General features: G+C 65.1%; 4 protein-coding genes. 3 read left to right on the forward strand and 1 reads right to left on the reverse strand.

The window, feature by feature from the left end; genetic code table 11:
* Window positions 1–29: 29 nt before the first annotated feature.
* The 3 genes from KI242_RS15755 to KI242_RS15765 all read left to right on the forward strand — a co-directional run bounded on the left by KI242_RS15755 (window position 30) and on the right by KI242_RS15765 (window position 13891).
* Window positions 30–9044, forward strand: coding sequence for a TcdA/TcdB pore-forming domain-containing protein (locus KI242_RS15755; protein WP_053158494.1), 9015 nt, complete (start codon window positions 30–32; stop codon window positions 9042–9044).
* 78 nt (window positions 9045–9122) lie between these two features.
* Window positions 9123–10592, forward strand: coding sequence for a TolC family outer membrane protein (locus KI242_RS15760; RefSeq protein ID WP_053158497.1), 1470 nt, complete (start codon window positions 9123–9125; stop codon window positions 10590–10592).
* Between the two features lie 128 nt (window positions 10593–10720).
* A complete protein-coding gene (locus KI242_RS15765; protein WP_212806383.1) occupies window positions 10721–13891 on the forward strand; it encodes an ATP-binding protein in 3171 nt (1056 codons plus the stop codon).
* Here the strand turns inward: KI242_RS15765 and KI242_RS15770 are convergent.
* Window positions 13888–14805, reverse strand: coding sequence for a LysR family transcriptional regulator (locus KI242_RS15770; protein ID WP_053151662.1), 918 nt, complete (start codon window positions 14803–14805; stop codon window positions 13888–13890). The genes KI242_RS15765 and KI242_RS15770 overlap by 4 nt on opposite strands.
* Window positions 14806–14816 lie beyond the last annotated feature (11 nt).

The raw sequence follows: 14816 nt of genomic DNA on the forward strand, positions 1-14816 counted from the left end.
TGGCTCAAAACAGACAAAGGATCATTGCAATGGCTTTTATGTCCAAGGGCTTCACGCGCCTGCTCAATACCCTGATCGACCAACAGATCAAGACGGCAGGGCGGCAAACCGAATGGTTCAACATGAGCGCCGACGAGCGTGCCGCGTACATCGGCCAGGTCGGCGAGCGCCTGCTGGAAATGCAGCAGAGCACCCTGAGCGTGCTGGCCGCCCAGCATTACCAGATGCAGGACAACCCGGTTTCGGTGGGCGATCAGTTGCAGGTGCTGCAACAACGCCGCAAAGAAATGAAGGCCATCGCCGACACCCCGGCCACCATTGCCTACAAGCAGCAACTGGACCGTGACATCCTGTTGTACAGCCGTCAGGACACGGCGATCAGCCACTATGACAGCACCTGGAACAAGGCCCTGCGGCTGCTCAGTCCCGGTGGCGCCAAGGCCGAGGTCCTGCAAGCCGATGCGCCGGCCAAGCAGAAAGAGCTCAAGGGCCGGATCAACCGCCTGGAGAAGCACCTGAGCCTGCAGGTGGCCGACTCCACCTTCAGCCAGACCTACGTGACCCTGTTCTCCGAGCTGCAGGCCTACAAGGAGGTGAGTACCCGCTACAACGCCTGGCTCAAGGCCGCCCCGCAGCAGCAGGCCGCGAGCCTGGACGCACTGGCCAAGCCGCCCCGGGCCTCCGACGAGCTGCCGGTGAACCTTTCACTGCTGATGATGGAGGAGCGCCCGGGCTACATCCGCATGAACGTGGCGCTGGTCAATGCCAGCACCGATGGCCGCTTCAAGGACTTCTACCTGGAGCACGGCCGGCTGGTGGTGCCCACCGACGGCGTGCTGAATTTCTCCTTTGGCACCGCCGCCCGTTCCCTGGCCTGGCAGCAACAGTACCGGCTCAAGAGCGAGCCACCGTCCATGCGCTCGCCGACCTATGCACCGATTCGCTCGGTGCTGGTCAAGACCGGGTTCGTCGAGCAGTACTTCGCCAACCACCTGGTGTCGGAAAGCTCCCTGCGCGAAGGCTTCAAGGCCCAGGTGCTGAGCAACGGCCGCAAGCTGCTGTTGACCGGCGTCGATCGCAAAGTGCCCAACCAGGTCGGCATCCAGGTCTCGGGCCAGTCGCCCGGCACCAGCGTGACCCGTGAAGTGCCCCTGGCTGGCGCCTTGAGCGAACTGATCAACCAGAACGCGGACCTCAGCAGCTTCCAGACCCTGGGCGTCGAAGACTATCGGCAGAACAGCTACCACCCGGACCGCGACGGCCTGTTCGTCAATATTCATGAGCTGGAACGCTCGGTCGGCTTTGCCGAGCATCAGTACCTGCTGGAAATGCCCCAGGGTGACGCTTACCGTTCGGCGACACCTTTTGCCGTGATGACCGTCGAGGGCGACAAGGTCAGCAGCAGCCACCTGAGCAAGGCCCAGACCGAGACCCTGTATCAATACAACGCAGCGTTTTTCGAGCGCCTGGAACAATTGCGCGGCGAGGGCTTCAAGGCCAGCCGGCTGTTCGCAGGCAGCAGCGAGCGCGCCACCTTCGTGCAACAGCTGACGCGCCTGCTCGAACGCAACCACATCACCCCGGCCGGGGTGCTGCTGGCGCAACACAGCCGCCCGAGCCTGCGGGATATCAAGGGCAACAACCTGAACAAGGTGCTGTGGGAACAGGCCTTCGCCGCGTCGGTCTGGCAAAGCCACGACAACGATGAGCTGCTGTTCGGCCTGGGGCAGAACCTGGTGAAGAGCCAGGCGCTGAGCAAAGTCCTGCAAGGCGGTTATCTGCAGAGCGACATTGCCCAGGCCAAATTGCTGCTGGCACCGCTGTATGAACAGTGGCGCGCCCAGGCGATCGAGATGGAAACACAGCGAGTGGCCAGCGCCAACGCCGGGCAGCATCCAGGCAACCCGAAGGTGCATGTCTTCGATCAGGTGGCGGTGGAGCGCGGCCTGGACAGCAAGTTGCTGAACCTGTTGTTGAGCGGCCCCCAGGGCCTGGCGCCGGCCGACGTCGCGTGGCGGCCGACGGTCGAGGCGCTGTTGTCCGGCGACCAGGGCCGCAGCCTGCGCAAGCAGGCGTTGTTCCATGCCCTGCGCCCCGTGGCCGACAGCTTTTCCAAGGCCGCGGTGCCGGTCAATGCCCATGCCGCGCTGGCGCCAAAAACCGGCGCCGACAAGGTCATGATCAACAACCGGCTGAATCAGCCCGACCCCTACCTGATCCTCAATACCCACCCGGAGCAGGCACAGACCGATGCCGCGCTGCTGATCCAGGACGACAAGTACCGCAGCTACAGCCAGTTCCGTCCCGATCCGAACAATGAAGCCACACGCTACATGAACGACCTGGACACCCCGTTCGTGGGGGGCATTTCCGGGACCACCCAGACCGTCAGCAATGCCTTGCCGGAGTTGTTCGGTAGCGCGCCGAGCGTCAAGCAGTACTGGCAGTTCCAGATGGCCAACGCGGCCTTCATGATCCGCAACGGCTATCACTCGTTCTTCGAAACCCTGTATGTCGCCGCCCGTTATGAACCCCAGGGGCCGGACAGCATCGGCAAGGACCTGCTGCAGACCTTCGACCGCTACCGTGCCGAAGGGCGCCGGGAGGCTTTGCATGGGGAGCTGTACGACGCCGTGATGGCCCGAGTCCTGCCCATCGTCAATCAAGGCCTGGCGCCGAGCGAGGAGTTCCATCCACCGCGCTTCACCGACCTGGGGCCGCTGCCCGCGCTGTTGGGGCAGGCCGCCAAGGACCTGCAACTCAAGACCGGGCTGGCGTCGCTCGGAGCCGGCTTCGAACCGCGCCAGGGCAGCGCCGACATTCACCAGTTTGCCGCCGACCCGGTGCAGTTCGCCCAGACTCACACCCTCAGTGCCGAGGCCCTGGTCAAGGCGGGGCGCTTGCCGGCCCAGGGCAACGTGCAGTTGGTGGAAGTCGCGCCCAGGCTGTATGAGCTCGAATACACCGAGCACAGCGCCAACTCCGTGAGCGCCGGGAGCCCGGACAGCGTGCCGGCGTATTTCCTCGGTTACAACGGGCCGAACCAGGCCAACGCCGCGCCGGCCTATGTGGACATTCCCAAGCAGGCGCGCGCGGGCAGCTTCCTCTTTACCGGCACCTTGTCGGGCTGCTCGCTGGTGGTGACCAGCCTGGACGCCACTACCTATCGGGTCTATCACGACGGTCGGGTCAACAGTTCGCTGCTGTACGACAACGTGGTGATGGCGGTCGACTACAAGGACTACCAGGTGGCCGGCACCGCCGAGGGCCTGGCTGCGGCGTACATGCAGGTCGTCGACGGCCAGTGGCAGTTGGTGTTCCAGCGCCAGGAGTACCAGCGCGAAGGGCAGATGGTCTGGCCGAAGTTGCGCGAGGGTGCAGAGCCGCTTGCCATCCAGACCGCCGACAGCCAGGTGCAGGAACGCAACCGGACCCAGTTCGCCGAGTACCGCGAACAGGTGCACCAGAACCTGAAGAAGGTGGCGACCCAGTTCGGCGTGTCCACTGAAGGGGTGGCCGATGGCGTCTACAGCGGCGGCGACTTTTCTCCCGAGCACCCGGCCATTGCCGCCTGGAATCGGCTGCGCGATGCGGTCCAGGCCAAGGTCAGCGCCGACATCGAACAGCTCGGCAACCAGCGTTATCAACTCCAGGAGCAGCGGCGCGGGGCCAGCGACAAGAGCCTGATCGACCAGCAGATCAAGCAGCTCAACCTCACCCAGGATTTCTACCGGGCGCAGTACGAACCGGTGTTGCGTGAGGCCGCTTCGGTGGAAAAGACCTGGCTCTGGCAGCAGATCCAGGCCAAGCAGGGCAGTGCTGCGGTGGTGCGCACCGACGACCCGGCGATCCAGGGCGGGGGCGATGAGCGCAGCACCAGCGTGGGCGAGCGCTACGCCATTGCCGAGGCCTATCAGCGCGGGGCCCGGGGCACGGCATTCAGTGACGGCGTGCGGGATTTTCGCGAGATCAAGATCCCCGGGCTGGACGACAAGAAGTCGGCCCTGGAGATGAAGCGCCTGTTTCTCGACGGCCAGCTCACGCCTGGGCAGCGTGGCGCCCTGAGTGCCCGCATCAGTGAGACCAGCCAGGCCGAATACATCGACAAGGTGCTGCGCCAGACTGCGACCTTCAGTGAAGACTTCCGGGGCGCCGGCAGTGTCTTCGGCCAGTTGGCGCCCCAGGACTTCTACCTGTCGCTGGTGGGGGACCGCTCCGGAGGCCGCTGCTACCCGCTGGTCAGGGCCATGGCCGTCGCCCTGGCCAGGGGCGGTGAGGCGGGGGTCAACAGCCTGGTGCAGAAGCTGTTCCTGGCCTCGGCCGATCCCCAGGCGGGCAGCTCGACCTTGCTCAAGAACAGCCTGATCCGGCTGCATTCCAATGTCGACGCGGTCCAGGCCTCCAAGGCGCTGGGGCAGTTCCAGTTGTCCGACGTGGTGGCACGGTTGGCCAACGGCAGCAGCGACTCGATGTTTGCCCTCAACACCCAGAACCACTCGATGATGGTGGGCAGTACCCAGGGCCCCGAAGGCCGTCGCTACTACTTCTATGACCCGAACGTGGGGATCTTCGCTTTCGACTCCAGCAAGGGCCTGGCCAAGGCCATGGAGCAGCACCTGGTGCGCCGAAAACTGGCGGCGCACTACGGCTCGTTCGGCAGCCAGTCGCAGCCGGCCTTCAACCTGATCGAGATCGACACCCACAAGATGGCCGAGGTGCCGGTGGGCAGCGGGCTGAACGTTGCCGATCTGTCCCGTCCCGAGGAATTGGCCGGCGTCATCGGCCAACGCCGCCAGGTGGAGCAGGCGGTGGGTGCCCAGCAGCGCGTCAGCCAGGACCTGCGCCTGGGCGCGGCGCTGACCACGTTCGACGCCGAGCAATGGGGGGCGCGCTTCGACGCCGCCAGCACCCGGCTGGCCCGGGAGCACCAACTGAGCAGCCAGTGGATACCGATCATCGCCAACACCGAGCCACAGCCGGAGGGCGGCTATCGGGTGCAGTTCATCAACCGTGACCAGCCCGATCAGACCCGCTGGCTGAGCACCGACGATGGCACCTTTGTCGAATTCCGTCGTTTCGTCGATGAGCACATGAGTGTGCTCAACGAGCACTTCACCCTGGAGCATGGGCAGATCCGGCCCCGCGGCGGGGTCGGCGAAGTGGCGCATGTGGACGGCCTGAACGCGGGCTTTGCGGTCCAGACGCTGATCCAGTGGTTTGCCGACAAGAACCGCAAGGATGCGGCCCAGGGCGTGGTTTCACCGGACCTGGCCACCGCCCTGAAGATCCATAGCTACCTGGGCCTGGCGCAGATTGGCCATGGCACGGTGCAAGATGTGGCCAAGGTCACCCAACTGGTGCAAACCGCGTTGCGCGGCGAAGCCCTGGCCGCCGAGTCCTCGCTCAAGGACTTTGCCTCGACCCTGGGGCACACGGTCAACGAGGGCGCAGGCGTGCTGTTTGGCGGGGCCATGGTCGGCCTGGATGCCTATGAGCTGGCCCATGCCGAGAACGATGTGCAGAAAGCCGTATTCGGCACCCAGCTGGCGTTCGATTCGGCGAGTTTTGTCAGTGGCGCGGCGGGTATCGGTGCCGGGTTGATCGGCGCTTCGACAACGGCGGCGGTGCTGGGCGGCGCGGGGGTGATCCTCGGTGGCCTGGCGGTAGGCTTCACGGCACTGGCCCAGGCCTTTGGCGCGGTGGCCGAAGATGCCAAGGCGGTGGGACGTTACTTCGACACCCTGGACAAGGCCTACCAAGGCAACGGCTACCGTTATGACGAGAAACAGCAGGTGCTGGTGCCCCTGGCCGGGGCGGTGGTCAAGCGCCTCGACCTGCGCTCGAACGAGGTAGGTTTCGACAGCCAGTACATTTACCGCACTCACCACGGCTCCACCGGTTCCGGGGCGATCAACTACTTCTTCTGGGTCGGGGACTTTCCGCGGATGATCCACGACCGCGCCCAGGCGATCGAGGTGCGCAGCGGCATTGGCCACGGCGCCAAGCCGCCCAGACTCGACCACGGCGACAGCAGGACGGTGATCCTGCCGGGCACGCCCAAGTCCTACATCAGCTACGAGTACATGATCCTGCCGGGGGCCACCACCCGGCATGACACGGGTTTCGATGTGATTCGCAAGCTCGAGCAGGACCGGCGCTTCGACTACGACTTCTACATCTTCCCGAGCGAGGAGACGATCCGGCGGATTCACCAGGAGTACGTCGAGACGCCGGTAGAAGTGCTGCTAGATGGGCACAACCGGCAATTGGTGGTGCCGCAACTGCCCAAGGAGCTGTACGGCTACCTGCGCTACGACATCCAGGGCGCAGGCGGCGAATACCTGATTGGCCTCAACGAAGGCACCGAGGTCAGGCTCAGTAACGAGGCCGGTCGTCAGCCGTCACGCTGGATCATCGACAGCAGCCAGCTTGAGAGCGACAGCATCACCGTGGCGAAGGACCACTTGCTGGTGGGCGGGGTCAAGGTCAGGCTCGACCCGGCCCAGAGCGGGCAGGTGCTGCTGGTCAACGCCAAGGGCGAAGTACGGGCAGCCGATTTTGCCGGCCTGACCACCTACGTGGTGAAGGAAGACGCCAGCCAATGGCAGGTGTCCGGGCAGCGCATCGAACAGCACCTCAAGGAGCTGGCCCAGGCCCATCAGTTGCACGGCCAATACGTGGTGGTGGAGAACTACAAGCACGGTGAGCGCAATGTCGGTCGGGCGTACTACGAGGTTGCCAAGGACCGCATGCTATTCACCGACACCGATGTGCAACAGGCGCGCAACGCCCAGTTGGGGGCGGTCATCGGCGAGCATGCCTACTTCGTCGATGCCGAGAACGCCGCCGCGTGGCGGGTCGATATTGCCAGCGGCAAGGTCGATGCGCAGTTCGCCCCTGCGTTCAACCAGAGCGCCGGCCAGATCAGCCGGTTCTGGCAAGAGGGCGATGCGGTGTATCTGGCCCGTCGTTATCAGCTCAAGGAGCGGGAAGCCGAACTGAGCTTCCGTATCCTCGGTGACCGCATGGAGCTGGTGGGGGTGGTCGGCGATGAGTCGTTGCTGCAACTGTCGGCAAGCAACAGCCAGCATGGCAAGGACGCCAAGACCCTGCTCAATACCCTGCTCAAGGGCTACGAGACTCAGGCCACCCAGCGCGACACCCCGGTGTACAGCCTGGGCGCGCCCGTGCTGGAGCCGACTGCGGCAGAGCTGATCACGGTGTTTGGCCTGGACAACGCCAAAGTCGCGCACCGCTACTGGGTGCGCAGCAGCGACGGCATCGTGATCAAGCCGAACCTGGCACCACCGGCCGGGCAGGCGCCGCGCGCCGATGCCCCGGGGCAGGCGCAAAGCGCCTGGCAGATTCCGGCCGACCTGGTGTTGGCGGGCAGCCAGGCGCAGCCCGGTGGCCAGGAAGTGTTTTATTTCTACAGCAAGGCGCAGCAGGTGCTGTTCCGCCAGGAAGGGCCGGGGCAGAAGGTGCTCGATGCCGGCCAGCCAAGCGCCTTGCGGCTGAGCACGCCGCCCCTGGCCAATGTGCTCAATCTCAATGGCCATCTGCTGGCCGTGACCAACGACGGGCGCATGGCCCGGATCGAGGCGACGGGACGGCTGAGCTATGAGGCGGTCAACGAGCATTGGCTCAAGGCCCACAGTAACTGGTGGAAAAACCTCGCCGAGGTCGCCGGCAGCAATGCCACCCTGGCGGTATTCGGGGTCAAGGCCGCCGACGGCAAGAGTGCGCTGCCGGTGTGGTACCACAACGGTCAGGTGGTGGTGGCATCGTCCGCGCTGCAAGGCAAGCCGCTGCAGTTTCTCGGCTTCGACAGTGCCAGCGCCAGTGCCCGGCTGTTCGAGCCCGAGAGCGGCAAGCTCTATCTACAGCCGCCGCTGACAGCGCAAGCACTGGCCACCGCGTTTGGCAAAGACGAGGTGCTTGAGGCCTCGGCGCAATTGCCGGCCGCCATTGACTGGATGCCCAAGCTGCAACTGCGTTCGGCGGTCCAGGTCGATGCCGGGTTGCGCCTGACCACGGTGCAAGGCGAAGTGCTGCTGCGCAGCAACAACGGCGATGTGCAACTGGTGGCCGTGGACAAGGGTTGGCAACAGGCGCGGCTGGGCAATCTGCCCCAGGCCCTGGCAACGGTGGCTGGCCAGTGGGGCGCCAAAGGCGTGTTGAGCTTGCAGGACGGCGACACCCGCGGCTGGTTCGATATTGCCAGTGGGCAGATGTTCGCCAGCAACGGCATCCCGGGTGGCAGCGACTTGCGCTTTATCGGCGTCGCTGCCGGGACGCCGAACTCGGCCTATGTCTACAGCCCGACGGCGCAGGCGCTGTATCAGGTCAAGGACGGCAAGGCGCTGCAGCTGGGCCATTACGCAAATGTCGAGCGCATCGGCTCCTCGCTGCTGCTTCAGGGAGCCAGCGGCAATGCTCCTCAGGATGACCTGGCGCCGCCGTTGATTGCCGGGGTCGACAGCGTGGTGCTGCACGGCGGCGCCGGGGATGACACCTATCGTTTCAGCCCGGCGATGTGGGCGCATTACCGTTCGGTGGTCATCGACAACGATGATCCGGGCCTGGCCCTGGATCGGGTGATCCTGCCGGTGGCCGATGGCAAGAATATCCTCGTCAGCCGTCGGGGCGAGGACGTGCAGCTGACCGACACGGGCAATGGCACCGCCCTGGTGCTGCGCCAGGTGCTGGGCAGCCAGGCGGCCGCCCATGGGCATTTGCTGATCGAGCTCAAAGGCGACTCGTCGATGCTCAGCGTCGAGCAACTGCTCAAGGGCTTTGGTCCGAGCGGATCGGCCGGGGACAGCGTGTTCGAACTGGCCTGGAGCCAGCGCGAGACGCTGCCGGCGGCGAACGCTCTGGGCTCGGCGGCGAATGAGCTGGACTCGGCTGCGGATGGCCGGGGCCCCAGCCTGGCAAAACTCAGCGGGGCCATGGCGGCCTTCGCTGACACCGGCGGTGCTCGCGAACAGCTGCCGAAAAACCATCAGGCCGCGCAGGCGGTGCTGGTGCCTTCACTGACCTGACCTCGCAGGAGAAACACAGGAGGGGCGCAAAGCCTCTCCTGTCTGCGGCGCCCTCTTTTCCCGGTGTTAGATCCAACCATGAGCAAACCCATGAATTCGCGGCAGCGAGCCCTTGCCGGCTGGCTGCTTGCCGTCCCGCTGCTGGCGGCGCCCCTGGCGCAGGCGGCCTCACAGCACCTGCAACACCTGTCACAACCCCGACCCGAGGCACTGCCCAGCGACCTGTGGCGGGTGTATCTGGATGCCCGCGAGCACAACAGCGAGCTGGCGGCGGCCCAGGCCGAACAGGCGGCCCGCGCCGAGGCGGTGCCCCAGGCCAGGGCCGGCCTGCTGCCCACGCTGTCCGCCAGTGCCGATCTCAATGCCACCAGCACCTCCCTGCAGCAGCCGCGGCAGGACACCCGGCGCAGTGCCACCAGTTATCAGGCGGTGCTGAACCAGCCGATATTCCGCGCCGATCGCTGGTTCACCCTCAAGGCCGCGCAAGCTGAAGACCAGCAGGCCCAGCTGGAGCTGGCCGCCGCCGAACAGAAACTCATGTTCGACAGCGCCCAGGCCTACTTCGGCCTGCTCAAGGCTCAGGACGCCCTGGCGGCGGCCAAGGCCGAAGAAGCGGCGCTCAAGCGCCAGCAGCAACTGGCCGAACGGGGCTTGCAGCTGGGCCTGTCGGACCGCACCGATGTGCTGCAGGCCCAGGCCGGCCATGACACGGCGCGGGCCAACCGCATCGTGGCGCAGAAGCAGACCGACGATGCCTTCGAAGCCCTGGACACCCTGACGCATCAGCAGTACCAGGCAGTCCAGGGGTTGCGCCACGACATGCCGGTGCTGTTGCCCGAACCCAACGACGCCCGGCGCTGGGTGGACACGGCGGTGCGCCAGAACCTGACCCTGCAGGCCAGCCAGTTTGCCCTGGAGGCGACGCAGCAGACCCTGAGCGCGCGCAAGGCCGGGCACGCGCCGACCCTGGACGCGGTGCTGCGCTACCAGACCGGGGACAACGACGCCCTGGGCTACGGCAACAGCGATATCCGTGGCAATGGCTACGGTGGCAATGTCGAGCAGCGCACCGTCGGTCTGCAGTTGAACATTCCGCTGTTCAGTGGCGGCCAGACCCGCTCCCAGGTGCGCGAAGCCCACCAGCGGATGAACCAGCGCGAGTACCTCAACGACGGCTTGCGGCGTCAAGTAGTGGAGCAGACCCGCAACCTGCATCGCGGTCTCAACAGTGGTGTCGATCAGGTGCAGGCGCGGCGCCAGTCGATCATCTCCAACCAGGGCGCCGTGCTGGCCTCGCAGATGGGCTTTCAGGTCGGAACCCGCAATATCGTCGATGTGCTGGAGGCGCAGCGTCAGCTCTATAACGCCGTGCGCCAATACAACAACAGCCGCTATGACTACATTCTCGACACCCTGCGGCTCAAGCAGGCGGTGGGGACATTGTCGCCCCAGGACCTCAAGGCGCTTTGTGATTACCTCAAGGCCGACTACGATCCGGACCGCGATTTTCTGCCGCCGGAGTTTCCACGCCGGCTGGCAAAACGCTGACAGGGCCAGGCAATGCCTCGGACAAGGGTTGGCGGGCACCGATTTTTTTCAGGTAAAGGGGGACAGGGTTGTACGGGTTATTGGACTTCTTCGACAGTCACAGGCGCTGCTGTTATGCCCTGGGCGTGATGATCGCGGGCGGCGCCGCAGGGGCGCTGGGCAACTACTACCGTGTGCAAGTCGAAGACGTCTACCGGGCCAGCATCCAGATGCAGACCCGGGAGCAGGCCCAGGACCTGGAACAATGGAAATCCAACGGTTTTGCCATTGGCGCACTGTCGATCCTCGGGCGTCACAACCCCTCGCTCAAGCGTATTGTCCTGGAGCCCGAACCCTCTGCGGACCTGATGGAGCGGGCCACCATTCCCCTCAAGACCCTGTCCCTGGTGGTGGAAGCCAACCATGCGTTTGTTCTCAACCGGGAAGGGGTGGTGGTAGCGGCCCATGACCAGCACGGGCAGACGCCCCTGGGGCTGAACGTGGCCTTCCGCCCCTACTTCAAGGTGGCTCTCGATGGCGGCAGCAGTGTCTACGGCGCCATCAGCGCCACCACCGGCACTCGCATGTTCTACATGGCGGTGCCGATCTTCGAGTCGCGTACGCGCCAGGACAAGGTGATCGGGGTGCTGGTGGCGCGTTTTGATGCCGATAGGCTCGATGCCAGCCTGAGCAAGCCGTACAGCGACGATCTGCAGATGATCCTGTCCCCCAGCGGCGTGGTGCTGGCCGCCAGTTCCCCGGCCTTTATCCTCAAGTCCGACCGCGCCTGGCCCTGGAACCGGTTCACGGGGGAGATCCGCCGCCAGTTCAGCGACTATCGGTTTGCCAACGGGGTGCCCGAACGCTTGCCCTTCGATGCCCATCAGTCGGTGATCCAGCTGGACGGCCGGCGCTATAGCCTGTCCCGGGTGGATTTCGACTGGAATGACCCGAGCGGTCCCTGGACCCTGATCACCCTGGGCGACCTGGATACGCTGTTGCCGGGGGAACAGGTGCTGCTGATCGAGGGGCTGAGTGCCCTGGTGTTCTTGCTGTTGCTGTGGGGCGGCCTGCGGCGTCTGGCCGATGCCCGGCGGCACAAGCGCGACGTGGCGCAGATCGAGCAGAGCGAACAGCGCCTGGACATGGCCCTGCAAAGCGGGGCCCTGGGGCTGTGGGACTGGAACCTCAGCCTGGGGACGGTCATCAACAACGATGTCTGGCTGCAGATTCTTGGCTACAGCAAACAGCAGATGGAACAGGCCTTCGGCCATGGCCTGGAGCGCTGGACCGCTCTGGTGCATCCGGACGACTACGAGCCGGTCATGGCCCGGCTCAAGGCGCACCTGAACGATGAAGTCGGCGAATACCGCGCCGAATACCGCATGCGCAACAAAGAGGGGCAATGGCTGTGGGTGCTGGACATCGGCAAGATCATGCAGCGCGACGCCAATGGAGCACCGACGCGGGTTACCGGAGTGCTGCAGGACATCAGCGAGCGCAAGGCGGTGGAAGCGCAAATCCAACAGTCACGACAGGATGCCGAGCGGGCGACCCAGGCCAAGTCGGAGTTTCTCGACTGCATGTCCCATGAAATCCGCACGCCGCTGAACGCGATCATCGGCATGGCCCACCTGGCACTGGACCTGCCGCTGGAGCCGGTGCAGCGCGACTACATCGAAAAGATCGACCGTGCGGCCAAACACCTGGTGGGCACCATCAACGGCGTGCTCGACCTGTCGAAGATCGAAGCCGGCAAGCTGAGCATGGAGCAAGTGGGCTTCGACCTGCGGGAACTGGTGGACGATGTGTTGCTGCTGGTCCGCCAGCGCGCGGAAGAAAAGGCGCTGCGGCTGCAACTGGATATTCCGGCTTCACTGCCGCGCCGTTATGTGGGTGATCCGCTGCGTCTGGCCCAGGTGCTGACCAACCTGGTGGACAACGCGATCAAGTTCACCGAGGCCGGCCATGTCTGTATCGGTGTGTGCCTGGTGCGCCAGTGGGATCATCAGGCGCTGCTGTGCTTCAGCGTCACCGACACGGGGGTGGGCATCAGCGACGAGCAGCAGGCCCGTTTGTTCAATGTCTTTGTCCAGGCCGACCGGTCCATCAGCCGGCGTTATGGCGGCAGCGGCCTGGGACTGACCATCTCGAAGAAAATCGTGCAACTGATGCAAGGTGATATCTGGGTGAAAAGCCAGCCAGGGCAGGGCGCAACATTCAAGTTCAGCGTGCAGTTGAGCCTGTCGCCGTTACCGCTTGAGGAAAACTGCACCACGCCAGCCACTGGTGCCGCAGCGGGGCAGGGCGCGATCAATGACCCGGTACGCTGGCTGGTGGGGACGCGGGTGCTGGTGGTCGAGGACAACCGGCTCAACCAGGAAGTGTTGCAGGGCCTGCTGCAGCGCGTGGGGGTCCAGGTGGTGCTGGCGGCGAACGGTGCGCAGGCCCTGCGTCTGTTGCTTGAGGAGGGGCGCTTTGACGCTGTGCTGATGGATTGTCAGATGCCGGTCATGGACGGCTTCGCCACGACCCGCAAGATTCGCGGGTATCCGCACCTGCGGTGGCTGCCGATCATTGCCGTGACCGCCAGTAGCCAGGCCGATGTGCAGGGCAGGGCGGTGGCTGCCGGCATGAGCGATCTGCTGAGCAAGCCCCTGGAGGTCGCGGCGTTCTATCGGACCCTGGTGCGCTGGATCAAAGCGACGGACATGCCGGTAGCGCAAGTTCCGGCGCCTCCGGGTACAAGCATCTTGAACCCGACTTATACAGGCATCGACACCGCGCGCGGGCTGGCGGTGGTGAACCAGGACCTGGCCCTGCACCGCAAACTCCTGGCCGACTTTCGTGACAGCCAGCAGCAGGTCATCGAACGCTTGTGGCAAGCCCATGCCGCAGGGGACCTGGCAGCCCTCGGCTCTCTGGCCCACAGCCTGCAGGGCAACGCTGGGAACATCGGTGCCACGGCGGTCAAAGAGGCCGCTGGACAACTGGAGGAACAGGCGGGCGGGCTGGCAGCGCTGGGGCCGCTGATCGAGCAGCTGGCGCGGTGCCTGGAACCGGTGCTGGCCGGCCTGGCGTCCCTGCCAGGGGCAGCCGACGGGGATCTGGCACCGCAGCAGCTGGGGCTGGACCCTGAGCAGGTGTTGGCACTGGAGCGCTTGGCCAAGCTGCTGAGCAGCCATAATGCCCAGGCCCTGGCGCTGATCGATGAACTGTACGAGCAATATCCCTGTGGCCCTCTGCGGGCCATTCAAGAGCGGATCTACCGGTTGGAGTTCCAGCAGGCCCATGACCTGCTTGTCGACTTCCAGGGCTAGCGGGTGTCCTGGGTCAGGGCCTGATAGCGGGCCATGCGGTCGGTGCAGTGCTCGACCAGGCATTGATGCAAGGCGCGCAACGACGAAGTGATCTGCGAGCGGTGCGAGACCACCAGATTCAGCGGCGCCGCGTCGGACTGCCAACCGGGCAGCAGCGCCAGCAAGCGACCGGCGAGCAGGTCCTCCACGACATTGAGCAGCGGCAGGTTGACCACGCCGTGGCCAGCCACGGCCCAGCGCCGTGCGGCATCGCCATCATCACAGCAAAAATGCCCTTGCACCGGCACGTCCTCGACCTTGCCGGCCCCATGGAAACGCCAGCGGCTCTCCGGGCGGCCAATGCTGTGGCAGATGATGCATTCGTGCTCGCTCAGCTGTTCCGGCGACTCGGGCTGGCCATGCTCGGCCAGGTAATCGGGCGCGGCGCAGGCGATGAAGTAATGCTGCTTGAGCACCGGTAGCTCGACCAGATCCAGGGCCTGGTTCTTGCCGTAGCGCAACGCCGCATCGAAGCGGCCCTTGAGCAGGTCCTCTTCCTTGTCGCTCAGCGCCAGCTTGATGTACATGCGCGGCCGTTCCTGCTTGAGCCGGGCGAGCATGTCCAGCAGCAGGTTGCGGCCCAGGTCGGAAGACACCGTGAGTTCCAGCATGCCGTCATCGTGGCGCAACGAGCGCTTGCCGTTGGCCAGGATCTTCAAGGCGTGCTGGGCACTTTCCAGGTAGCGTGCGCCTTCGGGGGTGAGCTTCATGGTGCGGGTGGAGCGGGTGAACAGCCGCACGCCGAGGCGGTTTTCCAGGCGCTTGAGCCCCAGGCTGGCGGCAGCCGGGGTGATCGACATGACGCGAGCGGCGGGGGACAGGCCCTGCAGCTCGGCGATCAGAATGAACAGCTCCAGATCTGCGAAGTTAGGCATTGGCCAGGCTC

The organism is Pseudomonas sp. Eqa60 (assembly GCF_018326405.1).
GTDB classification, from domain to species: domain Bacteria; phylum Pseudomonadota; class Gammaproteobacteria; order Pseudomonadales; family Pseudomonadaceae; genus Aquipseudomonas; species Aquipseudomonas protegens.

Excerpts from the sequence above, each read along its gene's own strand:
- KI242_RS15755 (WP_053158494.1), top strand. The coding sequence starts at position 30 with ATGGCTTTTATGTCCAAGGGCTTCACGCGCCTGCTCAATACCCTGATC.
- KI242_RS15760 (WP_053158497.1), top strand. The coding sequence starts at position 9,123 with ATGAGCAAACCCATGAATTCGCGGCAGCGAGCCCTTGCCGGCTGGCTG.
- KI242_RS15765 (WP_212806383.1), top strand. The coding sequence starts at position 10,721 with ATGATCGCGGGCGGCGCCGCAGGGGCGCTGGGCAACTACTACCGTGTG.
- KI242_RS15770 (WP_053151662.1), bottom strand. The coding sequence starts at position 14,805 with ATGCCTAACTTCGCAGATCTGGAGCTGTTCATTCTGATCGCCGAGCTG.